This is a genomic window from Peribacillus sp. NPDC056705 (assembly GCF_043656335.1).
In genome coordinates, this window is the sequence record NZ_JBHTYI010000039.1 from 15,066 (window position 1) to 35,494 (window position 20,429).

Consider the following 20,429-nt stretch of genomic DNA (forward strand, 5'->3'; position numbering starts at 1 on the left):
TCGTATATATGGAATTCCCCGTTTGAACGCTTAATTCGACAAGTATCCCGTGATGCCTAATGTCCCAACATACTCCCCTGATATTTCAATAGGGATGGTGCTTCATTGTGAGTCATTTCCTTACGACGAAAAATGGCTCCAAGAGAAGCTTGATGCAATGTGCCGATTCTCGACTTATCGCTTGAACCAAGCACCATTCCGTCTTTATCCGTAATAAGTACATCATGGCCGATTACTTCACTGGTTATGTCCACAATTTCTTGAGCTAGTTTAGCTAACATATCATCCCCCCTGGTTATCGCAAAACTAAAAACCAGCTCTCAAATACCTTGAGCTGGTTTTTCATTTAAGCGCATTTTCCTTCAAGAAACGTTTTCCTTGCCGCCGGTGTATTCATGCTCCCAAAAATCTGCATTTTTTATGCCTAATGCTTTCGGATTGAAAACTGGATCGACCCCTGCCTTCTTTTGCTTTTCGTAATCCTTTAACGCTATAAGCGCCGGTTTAGCCAGAATCAAAATGGCAATGACATTGAGCCACACCATTATGCCCAAGCCAGCGTCCCCTAATGCCCAAGCTAGCTCTGCTGTACGCACGGATCCGTAAAAACTGGCCGCCAGAATGATGATCTTCAAGGCGAACATGGCCCATTTACCATTCCGGTTGCGTATTAAATAGGCGATATTGGTTTCGGCAATATAATAGTAGGCCATGATCGTCGTAAAGGCGAAGAAGAAAAGGGCTATTGCAACAAAGCCAGCACCAAAACCCGGTATTACACTATCGATTGCCGCTTGTGTATACCCTGGACCAGGTGTTACACCGCCCAAATTATTGACGATATATGAACCATTTTCCGCTTGTGTATTATACATGCCTGTAAATAAAATCATGAAGGCCGTAGCGGAACAAACGAACAATGTGTCGATATAAACCGAGAATGCTTGGACAAGACCCTGCTTTGCCGGGTGTGATACTTCAGCCGCTGCCGCAGGATGAGCGCCTGTCCCTTGGCCTGCCTCATTCGAATAAACGCCGCGTTTCACTCCCCAGGCAATCGCCATGCCAATGATTCCCCCAAATGCAGAATCCAACCCGAAGGCACTTCTGAATATCAAAGAGATGATTCCTGGTAATTCAGCTATATTCAATAGGACGATGACAACAGATAGCAATATATAACCTAGAGCCATGAAAGGCACGATCAAGGTTGCAGCATTAGCTATCCGTTTTACACCGCCAAATATAATGAAGCCCAGTAAAAGGACGATCGCCAATCCAGTGATCACCGGGTTGATGCCGAATGCATTTTCCACTCCGGCAGCAATCGAATTGGATTGAACACCTGGCATAAGGATAGCCATGGCAACAAGTGCTGCAAATGCAAAGAGTACAGCAAACCACTTCCACCCTATCCCTTTTTCAATATAATAAGCGGGGCCACCCCGATATTGTCCATCTTGTTTGACTTTATAAATTTGAGCTAAAGTGGATTCCACAAATGCACTGGCCGCTCCTATGAAGGCGATGGCCCACATCCAGAATACGGCACCGGGACCGCCAAAGGCGATAGCCGTGGCCACTCCTGCAATGTTACCTGTACCGACCCGTCCTGAAAGTGCTATGGATAAAGCTTGGAATGAGGAAACCCCCGCTTCCGAACTTTTACCTTGGAACATCAAAACGATCATTTCCTTAATGTGCCTCACTTGCAGAAAACGGGTTAAAATCGAAAATAATAAACCCACTCCCAATAAAATATAAATGACTGGCGTACTCCATAATACTCCATTTAAAGCCGTAATAAAATCTGACAATCAAGCTCCCCCTTTTTATATTTTGAAAATTCTAACTTATCTAATGATTATATTTCATCTGGATAATTTAAACAATAGTTTCCGCGTCACAAAACCTGACACAACAGGCTAGATTTACCTTCTAGAAATGAAAAAACGCCAGCGATGCCGCCGGCGTCTTGTTTTTGCATATAGGTCAAGATACTCTAATCGCACCCGATATTTCCTGTTCCAATTGATTGGTTCTCTCCATTTTTGTTGATTCCGTCCATCCAAAATATCCAGCCATATAATCGATCACTGCATGTTTATGCTTTTGGACTAAATCAATATCGAATAATAGCGTCCCCGTCCTACGGAAGAAGAAATCCACTGGGGTTGCGGCCATTTCATGATCTAGTGCGTATTTCAGCTGTACGAACAATTTCTTTGGAAGGCCACTGCTTGCTCCTCCGTCTCCTTCGCCTTTCGCGATATTGAATATCACAGGTGCGTTGGACCCGTACATGGCCAATATCTCTTCGGTATCCTTAACTGCGAGTCCCGAGTCAATTCCCATTTGAATATGTTGCTTGATATAATCGGGAAAGTTTCTTGATCCCCCGACATCCCCTCCAGAAACCGGCATTCCTTTAGTGCTGCTGGCTGGGTAAGTTTTATTGGATTGCTGGGCAAGCTTCCCTGCCAAAAGGTCGACCGTCGTTTTGGCCATTTTGCGATAACCGGTCAATTTCCCTCCAGCAATCGTGATAAGGTCCGAATCGGACTCCCAAATTTCATCCTTCCTTGATATTTCAGAAGGATCTTTCCCTTCTTCAAGAATCAACGGCCTCACTCCAGCCCAGCTTGATTCAATATCGTCACCCGTAATGTTCACTTCTGGAAACATATAATGTATCGACTTTAATAAATAGGCACGATCTTCGGACGTAACGGTCGGCACTGCAGGATCACCATCATAAAAAGTGTCCGTAGTCCCTACATAAGCCTTACCGGCTCTCGGGATGGCAAAAATCATCCTGCCATCAGGCGTATCAAAATAAAGCGCCTGCTTCAACGGGAATTTCGATTGATCGATGACCACATGAACACCCTTGGATAACTTCAGCGTTTTCCCTTTTTTCGATTGGTCCTTTTCACGAATGGAATCGACCCATGGACCTGCTGCATTAATAACTTTGTCTGCGTATATTTCATAAGAATCACCTGATAGTGAATCGGCAACTTGGACGCCGTTCACCTTGCCATTGTCATATAACAATTTTTCCACTTTTGTATAATTTATCGGTGTTGCACCTTTATCGACAGCCGCCTTCATCACTTCGATCGTCAGACGTGCATCATCTGTCCGGTATTCAACATAATAGCCTCCGCCCTTCAGCCCCTCTTTCTTAACGAGCGGCTCCCGCTTTAGCGTTTCCTCCGCCGAAAGCATTTTCCTGCGTTCAGCTTTTTTAACCCCCGCAAGGAAATCATATACCCGAAGGCCAATGGAAGTACTGAATTTCCCGAAGGTGCCACCTTTGTGCATTGGTAACAGCATCCATTCCGGTGTGGTAACATGCGGTCCATTTTCATAAACGATTTCCCGCTCTTTACCAACCTCGGCAACCATTTTTATTTCAAATTGCTTTAAATACCGCAATCCGCCATGAACAAGTTTTGTCGAACGGCTTGAAGTACCTGCTGCAAAGTCCTGCATTTCAACCAAAGCCACTTTCATTCCACGGGTCGTTGCATCCAGGGCGATCCCTGCACCGGTAATTCCCCCGCCAATGACAACCACATCATATTTCTCTTTTTTCAGAAGTTCGATCGTTTCTTCCCGATATATATTTGAAAACCTCATGCCTGACTCCTCCTTTAAGTATTGCATTCTACTTTTACGTGAATTCTGCGTTTACTCGTGAATTCGTGCGTTTTACTCGTGAATTCGTGCAGTTTACTCGTGAATTCACACGGTTTACTCGTGAATTCGCGCTTTACTCGTGAATTTGCTCGGTTTACTCGTGAATTCTGCACTTTTACTCGTGAATTCACACGGTTTACTCGTGAATTCTGCACTTTTACTCGTGAATTCACACGGTTTACTCGTGAATTCTGCACTTTTACTCGTGAATTCTGCACTTTTACTCGTGAGTTCACGCTATTTACTCGTGAGTTCGGTCATTCTATTCAATTGGTTCATTTGTTCGCATAGTTTATATAGATATTAATATCCCTAATCTGCCATTGAAAACAAAAAAGAGACCATAAATGACATTATCGAATTAACGATAACGCATTCATGGTCTCTCCTGTTCTCCGGCCGAGTTATTAACTTGATTTCATTATAGCATACTCCAGCTCGTTTGAGAAAGAATACACCTCGTTTTTTATTTAAATGCCATAGCGGCATGTACAGCTTTTTTCCAGCCTTCATATAATTTTTCACTATCTTGCTCTTCCATGGAGTGTTTAAAGGTTTTGTCTACTGCCCATTGCCGGGAGATTTCTTCTTGATCCTTCCAATACCCGACAGCAAGGCCAGCTAAGTATGCAGCACCTAATGCTGTAGTTTCGTTTATGGTCGGCCTCTCGACGGGCACCCGTAATAAGTCGCTTTGGAATTGCATCAGGAAGTCATTCTTGACTGCCCCGCCATCCACTCTTAATGTCTGGAGCTCGATTCCTGAATCCGCCTCCATTGCATCAAGGACATCCTTCGTTTGATATGCCAATGATTCAAGTGTGGCACGAATGAAATGTTCTTTGGATGTGCCGCGCGTCAAACCAAAAACGGCTCCCCGCACTTCGCTGTCCCAATATGGGGTTCCAAGTCCTACAAAAGCCGGTACCACATATACTCCATCCGTACTTTCCACCCGTTTTGCATAGGCTTCACTATCCTTGGCATCATGAAGCATCCGCAGGCCATCGCGCAGCCATTGGATTGCGGAGCCCGCTACGAATATGCTGCCTTCCAATGCATATTCGACCTTTCCATTCAGTCCCCAGGCAAGTGTCGTCAATAGTCCGTGTTCGGAACTGACAGCCTTGGCTCCTGTATTCATGAGCATGAAACAGCCTGTTCCATACGTATTTTTAGCCATTCCTTCATTAAAGCAGGCTTGGCCGAATAATGCTGCCTGCTGATCACCGGCTGCCCCGGCGATCGGAATCGATTGGCCGAAGAAATGATATTCGATCGTACGTGCATATTCTTCAGAGGAAGGCCTTACTTCCGGCAGCATCGATTTTGGTACAGTCAATATCTCGAGCAGTTCTTCATCCCATTTCAGTTCATGGATATTGTACATCAATGTCCGGGATGCATTGGAATAGTCCGTTACATGAGCCTTTCCTCCTGATAGCTTCCAGATCAGCCAAGTATCGATGGTACCGAATAACAGCTTGCCTTCATCCGCCTTTTGCCGGGCCCCTTCGACATTATCGAGGATCCATTTCACTTTCGTTCCGGAAAAATAAGCATCTATCAACAATCCCGTTTTATCCCGGAATAGATCATTAAGTCCCTTTTCCTTCAAATCATCACAGATTTCACTTGTTTGCCTGGACTGCCATACAATCGCATTATAGACAGGGGTACCTGTTTCCTTATCCCAAACGACTGCCGTTTCACGCTGATTGGTGATCCCGATCCCGGCAATTTGCTCTGGCTTTACACCGGATTCAGATAGTACTCCGGCAATGACTGCCAGGATCGATCCCCAAATCTCATTGGCGTTATGCTCGACCCAGCCTGGTTTTGGGAAATGCTGCGTGAATTCCTTTTGGGAGGAATGGACGATTTCCCCCTTTTCGTTAAATAAAATCGCCCGCGAACTCGTTGTTCCTTGATCTAATGATAAAATGTATTTTTCCATTGTGTATGCCCCTCCTTTTAATTAACTGGCAATATTTCTGCTTTCCATTTCATGTGACTGTTTTTTACCAAATGCATAGGCTAATATCAATAGTACCAGGCTTGTACCCAAAACAGACCAAAATCCTGCTGTTATTTCTCCCATAAAGAACGCTTTATAACAAACGGCACCAAGTGAACCCCCAATAATCGGTCCAACGACCGGAATCCATGAATAGCCCCAATTCGAATTGCCCTTGCCCGGTATCGGCAGCAAAAAGTGAGCGATGCGCGGCCCCAGATCGCGGGCCGGGTTAATCGCGTATCCTGTCGTTCCGCCAAGTGACATCCCGATCACGACAATCAATAACCCGACAGCGAATGGGTTTAGACCCTCCGTAAAATGATTGGCACCTATAAATAATAAACCAAGAATAAGGATGAAAGTTCCAATCATCTCACTTAATAGATTTGAAAATGTGTGCGGGATTGCAGGAGATGTCGCGAACACACCAAGCTTCGCTCCTGGATCATCCGTAGCTTTCCAGTGTGGCAAATAGTGCAGGAATACTAGAGTTGCTCCAAGGATTGCGCCAATCATTTGGGCAACGATGTAACCAGGCACATCACTCCAAGGAAATTCCCCAATAATGGCAAACCCCACTGTGACTGCCGGGTTTAAATGCGCCCCGCTTATGGAGCCCACTGCAAAAACACCCATGGTAACAGCCAATCCCCACGCAATCGTGATAACGATCCAGCCGGCATCTTTTGCATAGGATCCCTTTAAGGATGAACCAGCCCCAATGCCTGCTCCGAATAAAACCAATATCATCGTACCTAACACTTCTCCCCAAAATGGAGTCATGAATAAAACCCCTCCCCTGATAATTTTTTAAACCTTGCCAACAAATAAAGGAGATTCACAGCAGAACTATCCTCATAATATAAATTATGAATAGATCTGTTGTGAATCTCCTAGTCTCCGTCACATCTATTAACTTGTACTGTAAAATATACTTGTTTATGAAAACGCTGTCAATAATTTGTGAGGAATTTATCTATTTTTCTGTATTTTTTTTCAATTTCCCCTATTAAACGATATCCCATAATTCAGTTTTGGAAGTGGTGATTGACGATGCTCCAGCATCGAGGGCATTCAGGACTTCATCCGAAGTACGAATGAGGCCGCCTGCAAAAATCGGTGTCTGCAATCGTTCCTTCACTTCTTTTATCATCCATGGCATGGCGCCCGGCAATACTTCGATATAATCCGGCTTGGTTTTCTGCACCAGCTTATAACTTTTCTCAAGCGCATGTGAATCTATTAAAAAGATTCGCTGGATGGCAATGACCCCCTTTTGCTTCGCCTTCAATATAACGTTTGATTTAGTCGAAATCAGCCCATATGGATTATATTCCTGACAAATGAATTCTGTCGCGTACTCATCACTTCTTATGCCATGGATCAAATCGACATGGTATATCATTTTCTTATTATGCTGCTTTGCCATCATACTTACGTTTTTCAATTGTGATATATGCAAATCAAGAAACACACCTATTTCATAGGAACTCTCTAAAAATCTTTCGAAATCCTTCATGCTTGCTGAAGCAGGCAAAATCTTCTGATCCATCATTATCCTCCTCATTCCCAGAAAAACTCAAAACTTCAAGTCATTTAGTATATTTTAAAGAGCTTGATTTATCAAACACATTTTTTATGACCCATATCACCATAACACTATCATACCTGGCACTCCCTTTATAGTTTTCGGCTAAGGATGTATGTAAACTCGATCATAAAGTAAGTTTCATTTTCAATGCACCTTGGACGAGTTCATACGATTTAATTGTGCCAACGGGAATTTTTCTCACGATGTTCCAGGCATTAACATTCATTTTGATCGTTCTTTTTTCAAATTCAAAAAATGGCGGTCTGTTAAATATCCTTTGGTTGATGAATTTCCTGTCAATTGGTTCCATTTCCACTAATTCAAATAAAATCGTTCTTTTTTCCACAGAAACCGGTTTTAATGTAATCCGGAAAGCTACGTTTTTCTTAAACATCATTTTTTTCACTTCCGTCGTTCCGGAAAGCACGATATGTTTTGGCGTAATCTCGACTTTAATATCCTGACCATCTGATTTCCTTCTTATGATTTTCTCTATCATGGCTTCAGTTAAAGTTATCGTTATGCCATTTTTGAATGGACTGAATGTACTCATCCTTGCATTCCCCCCCTGCCGCTCATATGAATCTTCGGTTATAGCATATGCCGGGTTCCCTGATGTAGTAACACATATCAATAATCGGTATATTCAAAATCTTCCACCTTCAACCCTTGACCTTTATAAAAACTACCTGTATAGTCATAATTAATTTAATAGACAACTCTTATCCAGAGAGGTGGAGGGACTGGCCCTTTGATGCCTCAGCAACAGACTGATCATGTACTGTGCTAATTCCAGAAGTGTAAAAACTTGAAGATAAGAAGAGTGTATAGCTTGGTTGCCAACACCTCTTCTTATTTTTAAGAAGAGGTTTTTTATTTTTGGCTCTTTTCGTAAAGATTGTTGTTTTTAAAATGAAACGATTTAAGGTTGATCGGAGCGGAAGTGCGAGACTCCTGCGGGAGCAGCGGGACAGGTGAGACCCGCGGAAAGCGGGCATCTGGAGGGGAAATCAACCACACCTCACTACTTGGTAAATAGCAACAAAGTATGCGAAAACAGCCTTATTTTTAAAAGGAAAGAAGGAATGCAACATGTCCATCACATTAACGAAAGCACCATTCAGGGCCGATCACGTCGGAAGTTTATTAAGACCAGAACGTTTACATGTTGCCAGAAAGCAATTTAAGGAAGGTACCATTTCAGCAGAGCTGCTTCGTGAAGTTGAAACCGAAGAAATCAATCGGATTGTCGAAAAACAAATTGAAGTTGGATTGGAAGCCGTGACGGACGGTGAGTTCAGACGTACATGGTGGCACTTTGACTTCCTCGAACATTTAAATGGAATCGAGGGATATGTGACTGAAAAAGGGCTCACGTTCGATGGTGTGGAAACAGAGAGATATAACGTTCGCAATACCGGGAAGGTTTCATTCAATCCTGACCATCCTTTCATTCGTGACTTCATTGAATTGAACAAAATCGTGAACGGACGCGCCGTTGCCAAGCAAACCATTCCCAGTCCGAATCAATTATTTGCTGTAGGCATTCATAATGAAGACATCTACCCTGATATTGAAGACTATGCAAATGATATCATCAAAGCATATCAGCATGCTTTGAAGGCCTTTTATGAAGCTGGTGTGCGTTATCTTCAATTGGATGATGTATATATTGCCAGACTTTCAGCTCCGGATTTCCAGTTCAAAGATGGAAAATATACGAGGGAACAGTTAATCGATCTTGCACTTCGCGTAATTAATGGCGCATTGGAAGGCAAACCAGAAGACCTTGTCGTCACAACACACCTATGCCGTGGGAACTACCAGTCGACTTGGGCATTTGAAGGAAGCTATGCCCGTATCGCCCCAACTTTATTGGCTAAAGAAAAGGTGGATGGATTTTTCTTGGAATATGATGATCAACGCTCAGGGGATTTCAAACCATTGGAATACATTCCAAATGGCGGTGCACAGGTCGTACTGGGTGTCGTCACTTCAAAAAATGGGGAAATTGAAGACAAGGAAGCTGTTAAGGCACGCATTAAAGAGGCCTCGCACTTCGTTCCTCTCGAACAATTATGCTTAAGCCCGCAATGCGGCTTCGCCTCCACCCATCACGGCAACAAGCTGACCGAAGAACAGCAATGGGAAAAGCTGAAATTCGTCGTTGATGTAGCAAAAGAAGTATGGGAATGATTTTTTAGCGGAGACTTTACTCCATTCGAACAATCTAATCGGCATCAATATAAGCGTGCCGATTAGGTTTATAATAAAAAACGTAAAAGACATTCTTCCAAAAATCCGAGAACAAAAAAAGAACGGCCACCAGCACCTCCCTTTTTTACTTGCAGCTATCATCATCATCATCCATTTTCTTCACAAATATATCATCCGTCACCCTATCTTCCAGCTTGTTCCTCAAGGCCAATTCCGCAGCCTTCCCATCACTAGGCGACCCGTCCGAGAAATACATCGGAAACAACGAGAAGAACATAACATAGAAAGAAAAATAGATGAATTGATACCAGACCACCGAGCTGTCCAGGATATCCTGATACACTAAGCTATAGATGATCAGCATGCTGACTAAATTAAAGATAGCCCCTCCTAAATAGATCAGCGTATTCGTCAATCGATTATCATGTTTCAATCCCTTGAACTCGCAAGTCCCATTCCAAAAATAATATTTCCTCACCTCTATGTTCCGAAAGGCGAAAAGCTTATTGCCACAACCGATCAAGATTTTCTTTTCTGATCCCCCAAAGATCGTGACAAAAAAAATATGCCCGCTCAAATGTATCAGCGTAACGATCGGCATGATCAAAAAAAAGGAAAATAGAAATTTGATGATATCAGAGAGACCAAACATGTTTATGCAACCCTCCTTACCTGAGCAATTTCCTACTAGATGCTACTCTGATACCCTGCCCACATTCGTTATAACTAGTAAATTTTCACAGTAGCGATATATCGCTTACCACAAGTCTATTGTTCTCCTTCTGCTTAATCCGGGTTGTTTCCAGGTTTTTGGCCTGACTCCAGCTTAATTCAAAGAAACAGGCTACCTCCTTCCGAAAAAACTCGGAAAATTGATAGCCTTAACATCTTCATTTATCGATTGGGGGTGTGAAGAATTTCTGCGTTGTTTTGTCCTGGCCTCAAGCCTGCATGTTTATATTCAGGGGTGAAAACCGATGTTTTGATCGGGCAAGCGATTTGCTTCTGGACATTTCCTTTTCCGTCCGGTACCTCGACGATCATTCCCCTCTCCTTCAATTGGGGGTGTTCGGCCGCTTCAGTGAAGGTTAGAACTGGTTCTGCGCAGGCTTCGAAATCAGCGAATATTTCCTGCCATTCATGAAAATCCCGTTCAAGGAAAGCCAGTCGGACGGCCGTTTTAAACCTGATTCCGCTTTCTTCATCACTTTTGGTGCTCAGTTCATACAATTCGGGTGCACCGATCGCTTCACATAATGCTTTTCGAAAAGGGGGCTCTAGGCTTCCTACCGAAAAATAGCGTCCATCCTTCGTTTCGTAAAAGTCATAAAAGGATCCTCCGTTCAACATCAGTTTTTCTGGTTCAAGCTCGAGGCCCCCTTGTAAATTCAGGGGTGCGGAGATGGCATTCAACGCAAAACTGCAGTCGGTCATGCTGATGTCGATGGCTTGGCCGAATCCCGTTCTTTCCCGGTGAATGACTGCAGATAATATACCGATAACAGCATGCAGGGATCCTCCGGCAAGATCTGCTATTTGGGTTCCGTTTTTTGCCGGGCCGTCCTTTTTTGTACCGGAATAGCCTGATAAGCCTGCAATCGAAATATAATTGATATCATGTCCCGGTCGGTCTTTATAGGGACCGGTCTGGCCGAAGCCCGTGATGGAACAGTAAATCAGCTTCGGATTGATCCATTTTAATGCCTCATATCCTAGCCCTAGGCGTTCCATGACACCTGGACGGAACTGTTCAATGACGATATCGTATTCCTTCACTAGATTTTTTACGGATTCAATGGACTCAGATTGTTTCAAATCAAGTGTGATCGACTTTTTCGATCGGTTAAGATATTGGTTCACACCCCATGAATCCGTTGCTCCCGGCCTCTCTACCTTCAAAACATCCGCTCCTAAATCCGCTAGCATCAAAGTGGCAAATGGGCCTGGCAGTAACGTTGAAAAATCCAATACTTTTAAATGAGTCAATAATGTCATCAGCCGTGCACCTTCCCTTTCCATTGGAAATAGTAAAAGCTTTCCCCGTCGTTCAGTACATGCAATTATGCAGAGTTTACGATTATCATATAACATCGCCTGTCATTTTTGTATAAATTTCCATTTAATAAAAATAAAAATCCAGGAATCAGCTTCCTGGATTTGGTTAATGAGCCTATAGAACACAAGTAAAAGCCGGACAATTTAAAACTACATTGTCCGGCTGATTTTACTTTAAGCTTGTTCATTCATATTTTTTGTCAAAATCAAATTCTACTTCATCAATTTTAACGAATTTAGTTTTTCTTACCAGTTTATAGCCAAACCATAGACCAAGGAAAAGCGGGATTCCCAGGTATGCAGCTATAACACTTCCCCAATCGATGTGATCTGAGAAAAATGCTTGGATATTTTGGGACAGGATGACAATCATGCCAATTAAAATGGCAAAGATCGGTCCAATCGGAAACCATAATGCCTTATATGGCAGCTTCTCCAATGAATGGCCTTGAGCGATGAATGCTTTCCGGAAACGGTAATGGCTGATGGAAATGCCGAGCCAAAAGATAAATCCTGTAATTCCAATGGCATTCATTAACCAAATATACACTTTACCATCCCCGAATATGGAAGCTAAAAAGGCCAGCATGCCGATGGAACATGTCAAAACCATGCCTGCAACCGGTACTCCGCGTTTATTAAGTTTTGCAAAAATGCGCGGTGCTTGTCCATCTTTTGCCATTGAGTATAACATACGCGTTGATGCATATAGGCTTGAGTTACCTGCAGATAATACCGCGGTTAAAATGACGGCATTCATAAGCGAAGCGGCAAAGGCCACTCCAGCCTTTTCAAAAATGAGCGTGAATGGGCTTACCATGACGTTATCACCTTGTAAACTTGAGTTCGTATAAGGGATAAGCAGCCCTATAACAAATATTGCAAATACGTAAAAAAGCAAGATTCTCCAGAAGACACTCTTAATGGCCTTCGGTATATTCCGTGCAGGATCTTCACTTTCACCGGCAGCCACACCAACAATTTCGGTACCTTGAAAAGAAAAGCCAGCCGCTATGAACACGATGAAGACACCCATGAACCCACCCGGGAAAGGAGCGTCATCGACGGTGAAGTTTTTAAAACCTACTGCTTCGCCGCCCATAATGCCGACGATCATTAGCAGCCCGACGATTATAAATATAACGATGGCTGTAACCTTTATGAAGGAAAACCAATATTCCCCTTCACCATATCCTTTAACGGATAAATAATTCAAAAGGAAAATGAGCACCAAGAATGATGAACTCCATAACAATGATGGACTATTCGGAAACCAGAATTTCATGATCATTGTCGAGGCTGCCAACTCTGCCGCTATCGTCATCGACCAATTGAACCAATACGTCCATCCCAAGGCAAAACCAAATGCCGGATCGACGAATTTCGTTCCATAAGTACTGAATGAGCCGCTTGTCGGCATAAAGGCTGCCAGTTCCCCTAAGCTCGTCATCACAAAGTAAACCATTGCCCCAACTAAGGCATATGCAAGTAATGCGCCGCCTGGCCCAGCTGTATGGATGGCTGCCCCGCTGCTAAGAAACAGCCCGGTGCCAATAGCCCCGCCAATGGAAATCATCGTTAAATGGCGGGATTTTAAACCGCGTTTTAGTTCTTGTCCTTCTTGCTGCGGAGGATGTTGAACGATGTCATGTTCTTGTTTTGGTATCATAATTTTCATCCCTTTCTATATAAGCGCTTTCATATATGGGAAATCCATTTAATAAATTTTCCTATTTCATAGACTTTCAAATAGATCTAATTTACAATTCGAATTCCTTTTCTGAATATATGCAATTTTCATGCCAAATTTATAAAACGCAATATTCAACAAATAAACAAAAAAAAACGCCCTTAATAGACAAAATATTTTGCACTTTACGCCACATTTTTTTGCACATTATGCCATGTTTTTTTGCACTTTTATTCATTTGGTTCAATTTACATACATTCCAAATATTACTATAAGAATATATTCAGAGAATATTTCTTTCAAAAACCATTTTTCTCCATTTTATTCCTTTAAATGTCATATTTTTTGCGAGTTTTCTCCGTTTGTGAATAATATGAAACGATGTAAAAATGAGGTTATTCTCATGAAGGAGTTGAGTGTTATGAAAGGTAAGGTATTTTTAGGAACTGCACTATCTCTCGGTCTATTATTTTCTGCTATTCCCCATCAAGAAGCTTTAGCGGCAAAAAATGTGTTAAGTGTTGAAAAGTACAATAAGCATAAGGATTCGCTAGAATTCAAGTCTGGGAAACTTACGGACCCATCAAAGCAAACTGCAGAAGATATCATTCTTACCTTTTTTGATGAAAACAAAAAGTCTTACAAGCTAGAAAAACAAAAGGCGAAAGACTCCTTCACAATCCAGAAAGAAAGCAAGGATGAACTAGGCAATACCGTTCTTAAATTGCAACAAACCTATAAAGGCGTCCCTGTATGGAATTCGACACAAGCAGTATTGATTGACACTAAAGGTGTACTGACGGTCGTGTCCGGTACGGTTGAAGCCAATCTAAACACGAAATTAGGGAAAAAGGCTAAAAAAGGCATCAGTAAATCCGAAGCTATCAAAATAGCTGAAGCGGATCTTGGGTTCACTCCTGCCTACGAACAATCACCTGAATCCGACCTATATGTATACGCAAATGAAGGCAAGGCCGATTATGTATATAAAGTCAATTTGAAGTTCTTAAGTCCCGAACCAGGAAATCATAATTATTTCATATCAGTCAAAACAGGTAAAATCCTGAATAAATTTAATTCACTAGATGAAGTGACGGGGACCAATTCCGTCGGAACGGGCACCGGCGTCTTAAACAATACCGTGTCATTGAACACTACCTTATCCAACGGCCAATACTATTTACAGGACAATACACGCGGGAAAGGCATCTATACTTATAATGCCAATAACCGTTCAACATTGCCTGGTACACTCTTTTCCAACAAGACAAATGCTTTCACTACTTCTACCGATAAAGCTGCGGTTGATGCCCATAATTATGCAGGTAAAACCTATGATTATTATAAATCCACGTTTGGACGGAACTCTTATGATGGAAATGGAACCAGCCTGAAATCGACCGTTCATTATGGCTCAAGATATAATAATGCATTCTGGGATGGCACCCAAATGGTTTACGGTGATGGAGATGGCACGACGTTCATCCCACTGTCGGGCGGTCTGGATGTCGTTGCACATGAACTGACGCATGCCGTGACTTCCTCGGAATCGAACCTTACCTATCAGAATGAATCCGGTGCTTTGAATGAAGCGATTTCTGATATTTTTGGCACGGTCGTCGAATTCAAGAATCAAAGTGACAAAGCCGATTATTTGATCGGCGAAGATATTTACACACCTAACATTTCCGGTGATGCACTTCGTTCAATGGCTAATCCTACATTGAATGGTGACCCTGACCATTATTCGAACCGCTATACGGGAACCGGTGATAATGGCGGAGTCCATACGAACAGCGGAATCATCAATAAGGCGGCCTATTTGATCTCTGCAGGCGGAACTCACCATGGCGTGAGCGTATCCGGGATTGGCATCGATAAACTGGGGACCATCTTTTACCGGGCAAACACGGTTTATTTAACTTCCTCGTCGACATTTTCACAAGCCAAAGCGGCAGTCGTACAAGCGGCCTCTGATTTATACGGTTCTAGCAGTGCAGAAGTCACAGCTGTCAAAAATGCCTTTACAGCTGTCGGTGTGAATTAAGGGATTTACCTATATGACCGACACCTCCCTAGCTTGTCTTCTAGCGGAGGTGTTTTTTTATTGGAATGGATATACGGGGCTATCCCGATTACTTCAGCCGTTCGCTACCTTTTTTCGTTCCTCATGTGAAGAATTCCGTCCCACGGTACCGGTAGATCCGCAATAAAAAACAATCGTGCCGTTTGTTAAAATTGATTAATTCCGTAAAATAGTTGCTTTTCTTCTTATTAACTGTCAAGCTTAGATGATCTGGACTATATTGAATAGAACAAGTAGGTGACGAAAATGATTGAAGTTAAAACTTCCACACTCAGTGATGGTGAGTTCAATAGAGGCGTATTCGCAACACGAGACATTAAAAAGGGTGAGCTTTTGCATGAGGCGCCTGTCATTGCTTATCCGAACGAGGAGCATGTTTTCATAGAGAAAACATTGCTGGCTGATTATGCGTTTGAATATGGTATTAACCATACTGCCATGCTTTTGGGTTATGGCATGCTGTTTAATCATTCTTATACACCCAACGCTACGTATGACATAAACTTCAAGAATCATACGTTTGATTTCTTTGCTTACACCGACATAAAAGCAGGAGAAGAAATCCTGATTAATTATAATGGTGAAGTCGATAATGAGGATCCGCTTTGGTTCAACAAAGAAGATGACGGTGAAGATGAAGCTGAATGATCATTGACCATTCATGAAAGCACTTGTACTTTAGAAGACCTTTTCAAGGTCTTCTAAAGTAACGGGTGCTTTTCCTTTTACTGCTGGATATTAAGCAATTAAAAAAGCCCCCTTTTAGCGGGGACAGTTTGATGACAAAAGAAGTTCGAAATGCTCTCACCCCGAACCATGATTTATACGAATGAACCCTCTATGTGCGAACCCCTGACTAGCCAAGCCAGACGCTTGCTTTGATGAGGCTTGGCAGATAGTCGGCGGAACGGGAGCGGATCAACTAGAACTTTTTCAAGAAAAAAATGACTGTAAACTAGTTTTTCTCTAATTTACAGTCTTGTCCCATTAAAACTTTTAATGGGTTATTTCACCTTAACGTACGGATGGATTACTTGATTTTGTTTTGGTTATTGATTGGAATTGGCCCTTAACCTTATCGATGGTTTCCGGTGTGGCTAGGGACTTTATTTGACTCATGGTTTTTTCACGGGTTTTCTTATTGCGCATTAAAAATGCGGCTGCTCCTATCAGGACTGTTCCAAGCATTTTGTTTGATGGCATGTTAGTTTCCTCCTTCAAGTTAGTCATGTATAGTATTCCCTCTATCAGCTGATTTAAACAAAAGCATCCTTTTGAGAGAGTGGCTTCGCTTTTATTCATCATCGCCCAGGCTTTCGATATACTTTATGCTTTCTGGATTTCCCACTACTTTTTCAGCTCGATCCGGGTCAGTTTTCGTTTGCTTCATATTGTAAAGTTTATATGTCAGCACTCTTTTCACTGACTCGTTAATTCTATCCATTGGAACTTCCCCTGCTTTTACCGCTTGCAGCAATCCGTTATATACTTCAAGCTCATGGGAGTATTCATGACAGACAAGTAATAAATCAGCTCCTGCAAGGATTGCCTGCTTCCCCATCTCTTCATAGGAGTAATACTTGTTCACAGCACCCATTTCCAAATCGTCGGTAACGACAATCCCTTCATATTTGAGTTTCCCCCGAAGCAGGTCTTCTATGATGATGTTAGATAGGCTTGCTGGTTTTTCTTTATCATAGGCTGGATATTTAATGTGGGTCACCATCACGAAAAACTTTTGGTTATCCATTTCACTTATGATTTGCTTGAAAGGATAAATATCCGAATTTTCCAGATCAAGTTGGTTTGCCTCAACGGAAGATGTTTCGACATGCGGATCGATTTCGCTGCGTCCGTTTCCAGGAAAGTGCTTCAATGCACCAGTTATCGATGCATCATTCAAGCCTTGAATGGCTTTCTTTCCATATTGATAGACCTTTTTGGGATCTTGCCCCAATGAACGCTTATCCGTTTGCGATAGATCTAGTACAGGGGCGAAATTAATGTTAATCCCCATGGATCCAAGTTCTGTTCCATTCAATTTGGCCACCTTGTACATGTCTTCAATAGAGGCATTTTTTCCAAGATCCTGTTGCGCAGGGAGGGGAGATACCCTTTCCTTCATCCTGATGATGTCCCCTCCTTCCTGATCGATGGCCACCATCAACGGAAGCGAATGTGTACTTTGATTGGCCGTTTGCTGAAGCGAGTTGGATAATCTAGCCACTTGTTTAGGCGATTTCATATTGCGGTCAAAATAAATGACGCCTCCTATATGTTTTTGTTCGATAAGCTCCGTGATTTCATTGCCCTTTTCAGTTCCCCTGAAACCTACCATCATAAGCTGTCCGATTTTTTCTTCAAGTGTCATTTTTTTAAGCAATTTTTCTACTTTTTCATGACTATCCGCCTCGGCGTCTTTCCCTTTTTCCGCTCTTGAGTTCACATCGATATTCAACTGAATGAACCATATTGAAAAAGCGAGGATTGTGATGAAAAGCAGGCCCATATACATTTTTTTATTCTTCATGCTTTGACCTTCATTGACATTTTCCCTGTCCTTCCTTGATTGCTTTTTTTGATTTCATTGCACACTTCTTAATCATGTTCATAAAGTGACAATTCTATATCATCTACGCGTATTTTTTGCATAAAGCATTAGCCAGGTACCATACTACAAACATAGCCTAATTAAAAGGAGATGCCCCCCATGAACGGAATCTTGAAGAATATTGCCGGTACCTTCAGTCATGCAGTCGATTATGCAAAAGAAAAAATAACAGCAATTACAGGAACAACCTCTGTTACGATAGCGGAATTGAGTGAGCACATCATCAATCAGCCTGAAACAAAACTAATCAGGAAAAATCTTTTAGGGATCCCCTTTTCTTTTTATCATTTACAAAAAGAAGACGTTACGTACTATTTGGAAATGAAAAGCTCACAGATTCTCCAGTTGGATGTTCAAGCCCATGATCATCCGATTGTGTCTTACAGATCTTATCGGGATAAATCCAGCTTGCCCACGGCCATCAGATTTCCTAAAACCCTTTTATCCGAATGACTTTTGATACAAAAATAAAAAAGCTGATAGCCCCCCTGCAATGGGGCTATCAGCTTTTTTTCTATAGGGAGAAAAAACGGTCTCTTTCACTTGAAATCCACTTCTCGGTATCTTCTTCATTCTTTTTAACCAAGCGGTTAACGAGGATATCATGCCAAATGTAATTTTCGAGAAAATTGATATGAATGGGATCATCTGTGTAGAAAGCCGTTTCTCTCGTTTCGGGAGAAGGGCCGTAAATCGTCTCCTTGCCATCAATGGATAAGATGAACCATTTGTTTTCTCCGATATTTTCCACATAACTTGTTTTGCGATGTATGTCTATACCTGATAATGGTTTTTCAACATGAAAGGCAATCCCCTTGAGAGTGCAATGCGCGGCAGCCCCCTTTAGCTCTTGTTCAAGTTTTCCATACATCTCGTCCCATAAGGAAACCACCACCCTTTTCTCGGCTTTGTGAATCAGAGTACGGCAAAAGGAAAGGATATGCCCTTCCCCCTTAAGCGTCATTACACGATTATCGGACATCGGTTCGATTTTCTCAAATTGTTTTAGTGTATGGCTGATGGATTGATAGGTATTGTTCCATTTTGATTGAACCGACTCCAAAAACACATCGACCGGTAACGGTGAATATTTTATCGAGTCATTGATTTCCTCTTTTAAGACGATTCCCTCTTCTTGCAGTCCGTTTAATATCTCATAGATGCGGGCCCTGGGAATTCCTGATTCCTTGCTTACTTGATAGGCACTGGTTGGACCTTGGCGAACCAAAGAAACATAAGCCTTTGCTTCATATTGACTAAACCCGAGAGACTGTAGTTTTTGAATGATATCTTGCATAGTACCTCCTAGTGCTTTTAGTAAGTTATATGCCTATCATACCAAATCTCTTATCGAAATCTATTCGATTTCAAAAGGTATGACTCATAATATTCTCATTTACAGAATGGGTTTTATTAGTTACTATCTAAATAGTGACTAATAGAAAAACTTTGGATTATGGCTTCGGCATAACAAGCATTTCAGCCATAATGCCATTGATACGGAGGCTTCTTGGATGGAGGATATACAAATTTCAACACTCTTGCTGCTGATGTTTTTCGGATTTTTGGCAGCATTCATTGATTCTGTGGTAGGCGGCGGAGGCCTGATTTCCATACCCGCTTTATTATTTTCTGGACTTCCCCCCTCTCAAGCGATCGCAACGAATAAGTTAGCGAGTTCCATGGGGTCTTTAACAAGCACCATTGCCTTCATTCGCTCAGGTAAGGTTGATTTTCGATTGGTATCCAAACTTTTCCCACTGATTTTCATAGGTTCCCTGCTGGGCGCTTGGGTTGTTAATTTCGTCTCGCCTGAATTATTAAAGCCAATGATCTTGGTTCTATTAATAGCTATTGCCATTTATACCTTTTTTAAAAAGGACTGGGGACAGAAATCGACTTACCATAAACTCACATGGCAAAAGGCTGTACTATTTGCGTTTGCTATATTTGCCATTGGTTTTTATGATGGGTTTTTGGGTGCTGGAACGGGATCTTTCATTCTCTTTGCCTTTTTAATGATTGGCTTTGATTTTTTGCACTCTGCAGGAAATGCAAAATTTTTGAACTTCGGAAGCAATCTGGCAGCACTGATCATGTTCATTTTCCTTGATACCGTCAACTTTTCCTACGGAATACCGATGGGGATCTCCATGATAGCAGGTGCTTTGGCCGGATCTAAATTCGCCATTAAGAAGGGAGTGGCATATGTAAGGGTATTATTTATCATAGTAACCGTCATTCTGATTTTGAAAAATATAATGGATTATTTAATGGGCGGCTAATTTTTTTAAAGGCTGTTTTCGCATACTCTGTTGCTATTCACCAAGTAATGCGGTGTGGTTGATTTGCCCTCCATTGCTCGCTTTCCGCGGGGCGGGCGGTGAGCCTCCTCGGCGTGAACGCCTGTGGGGTCTCACCTGTCCCGCTGCTCCCGCAGGAGTCTCGCACTTC

At 42.3% G+C, this 20,429-nt stretch carries 18 protein-coding genes and 1 riboswitch; of the genes, 5 read left to right on the top strand and 13 right to left on the bottom strand.

Features of this window, described 5'->3' with window-relative positions; all coding sequences use genetic code 11:
- Window positions 1-56 precede the first annotated feature (56 nt).
- The 7 genes from ACFRAK_RS24825 to ACFRAK_RS24855 all read right to left on the bottom strand — a co-directional run bounded on the left by ACFRAK_RS24825 (window position 57) and on the right by ACFRAK_RS24855 (window position 7,869).
- Complete coding sequence (locus tag ACFRAK_RS24825) at window positions 57-281, bottom strand: sugar diacid recognition domain-containing protein (RefSeq protein WP_387603779.1); 225 nt, start codon at window positions 279-281, stop codon at window positions 57-59.
- Between the two features lie 81 nt (window positions 282-362).
- A complete protein-coding gene (locus ACFRAK_RS24830) occupies window positions 363-1,817 on the bottom strand; it encodes an alanine/glycine:cation symporter family protein (RefSeq protein WP_394572715.1) in 1,455 nt (484 codons plus the stop codon).
- A gap of 175 nt (window positions 1,818-1,992) precedes the next feature.
- Entirely contained in the window at window positions 1,993-3,645 is a 1,653-nt protein-coding gene (locus ACFRAK_RS24835; RefSeq protein ID WP_394572716.1) for a glycerol-3-phosphate dehydrogenase/oxidase, read from the bottom strand.
- 526 nt (window positions 3,646-4,171) lie between these two features.
- On the bottom strand, window positions 4,172-5,662 hold the full coding sequence (gene glpK, locus ACFRAK_RS24840) for a glycerol kinase GlpK (protein WP_387603786.1): 1,491 nt from the start codon (window positions 5,660-5,662) through the stop codon (window positions 4,172-4,174).
- Window positions 5,663-5,683: 21 nt separating this feature from the next.
- On the bottom strand, window positions 5,684-6,508 hold the full coding sequence (locus ACFRAK_RS24845; RefSeq protein WP_394572717.1) for an MIP/aquaporin family protein: 825 nt from the start codon (window positions 6,506-6,508) through the stop codon (window positions 5,684-5,686).
- A gap of 226 nt (window positions 6,509-6,734) precedes the next feature.
- Complete coding sequence (locus tag ACFRAK_RS24850; RefSeq protein WP_061465361.1) at window positions 6,735-7,277, bottom strand: glycerol-3-phosphate responsive antiterminator; 543 nt, start codon at window positions 7,275-7,277, stop codon at window positions 6,735-6,737.
- 163 nt (window positions 7,278-7,440) lie between these two features.
- Window positions 7,441-7,869, bottom strand: coding sequence for a hypothetical protein (locus tag ACFRAK_RS24855; RefSeq protein ID WP_387603790.1), 429 nt, complete (start codon window positions 7,867-7,869; stop codon window positions 7,441-7,443).
- A gap of 166 nt (window positions 7,870-8,035) precedes the next feature.
- Window positions 8,036-8,137, top strand: a riboswitch (SAM riboswitch).
- 271 nt (window positions 8,138-8,408) lie between these two features.
- Between ACFRAK_RS24855 and ACFRAK_RS24860 the strand changes: the two genes are divergently transcribed.
- A complete protein-coding gene (locus tag ACFRAK_RS24860) occupies window positions 8,409-9,512 on the top strand; it encodes a 5-methyltetrahydropteroyltriglutamate--homocysteine S-methyltransferase (protein WP_387603792.1) in 1,104 nt (367 codons plus the stop codon).
- 145 nt (window positions 9,513-9,657) lie between these two features.
- Here the strand turns inward: ACFRAK_RS24860 and ACFRAK_RS24865 are convergent, their stop codons facing one another.
- From ACFRAK_RS24865 to ACFRAK_RS24875, 3 genes are all read right to left on the bottom strand, one after another.
- Window positions 9,658-10,185 (bottom strand): hypothetical protein, encoded by a 528-nt coding sequence (locus tag ACFRAK_RS24865; RefSeq protein WP_394572718.1) that lies wholly within the window; start codon window positions 10,183-10,185, stop codon window positions 9,658-9,660.
- 242 nt (window positions 10,186-10,427) lie between these two features.
- Complete coding sequence (locus tag ACFRAK_RS24870; protein WP_394572719.1) at window positions 10,428-11,528, bottom strand: CaiB/BaiF CoA transferase family protein; 1,101 nt, start codon at window positions 11,526-11,528, stop codon at window positions 10,428-10,430.
- A 244-nt stretch (window positions 11,529-11,772) separates the two neighbouring features.
- A complete protein-coding gene (locus ACFRAK_RS24875; RefSeq protein WP_387603799.1) occupies window positions 11,773-13,257 on the bottom strand; it encodes an amino acid permease in 1,485 nt (494 codons plus the stop codon).
- A gap of 442 nt (window positions 13,258-13,699) precedes the next feature.
- Here ACFRAK_RS24875 and ACFRAK_RS24880 point away from each other — a divergent pair, with 442 nt between their 5' ends.
- Together ACFRAK_RS24880 and ACFRAK_RS24885 are read left to right on the top strand one after the other, a co-directional pair.
- A complete protein-coding gene (locus ACFRAK_RS24880) occupies window positions 13,700-15,325 on the top strand; it encodes a M4 family metallopeptidase (protein WP_394572720.1) in 1,626 nt (541 codons plus the stop codon).
- Window positions 15,326-15,610: 285 nt separating this feature from the next.
- Window positions 15,611-16,012 carry an SET domain-containing protein gene (locus ACFRAK_RS24885; protein WP_192206858.1) on the top strand — a complete coding sequence of 134 codons (402 nt, stop codon included), beginning with the start codon at window positions 15,611-15,613 and terminating at the stop codon, window positions 16,010-16,012.
- A gap of 366 nt (window positions 16,013-16,378) precedes the next feature.
- On the opposite strand, the gene ACFRAK_RS24890 is transcribed toward ACFRAK_RS24885, so the two are convergent.
- Together ACFRAK_RS24890 and nagZ are read right to left on the bottom strand one after the other, a co-directional pair.
- Window positions 16,379-16,567 carry a hypothetical protein gene (locus tag ACFRAK_RS24890; RefSeq protein ID WP_260285626.1) on the bottom strand — a complete coding sequence of 63 codons (189 nt, stop codon included), beginning with the start codon at window positions 16,565-16,567 and terminating at the stop codon, window positions 16,379-16,381.
- A gap of 91 nt (window positions 16,568-16,658) precedes the next feature.
- The gene (gene nagZ / locus ACFRAK_RS24895; RefSeq protein ID WP_394572721.1) at window positions 16,659-17,894 is read right to left on the bottom strand and encodes a beta-N-acetylhexosaminidase; all 1,236 of its coding nucleotides are present in this window, start codon (window positions 17,892-17,894) and stop codon (window positions 16,659-16,661) included.
- A gap of 180 nt (window positions 17,895-18,074) precedes the next feature.
- On the opposite strand from nagZ, the gene ACFRAK_RS24900 reads away from it, so the two are divergent.
- Window positions 18,075-18,428, top strand: a complete 354-nt coding sequence (locus tag ACFRAK_RS24900) for a hypothetical protein (RefSeq protein ID WP_387705322.1) — start codon at window positions 18,075-18,077, stop codon at window positions 18,426-18,428.
- Between the two features lie 61 nt (window positions 18,429-18,489).
- Here ACFRAK_RS24900 and ACFRAK_RS24905 read toward each other — a convergent pair whose 3' ends face one another.
- Window positions 18,490-19,272, bottom strand: coding sequence for a TrmB family transcriptional regulator (locus tag ACFRAK_RS24905; RefSeq protein ID WP_387603812.1), 783 nt, complete (start codon window positions 19,270-19,272; stop codon window positions 18,490-18,492).
- Window positions 19,273-19,489: 217 nt separating this feature from the next.
- Here ACFRAK_RS24905 and ACFRAK_RS24910 point away from each other — a divergent pair, with 217 nt between their 5' ends.
- Window positions 19,490-20,260 (top strand): TSUP family transporter, encoded by a 771-nt coding sequence (locus ACFRAK_RS24910; RefSeq protein ID WP_387603815.1) that lies wholly within the window; start codon window positions 19,490-19,492, stop codon window positions 20,258-20,260.
- Window positions 20,261-20,429: the final 169 nt, after the last annotated feature.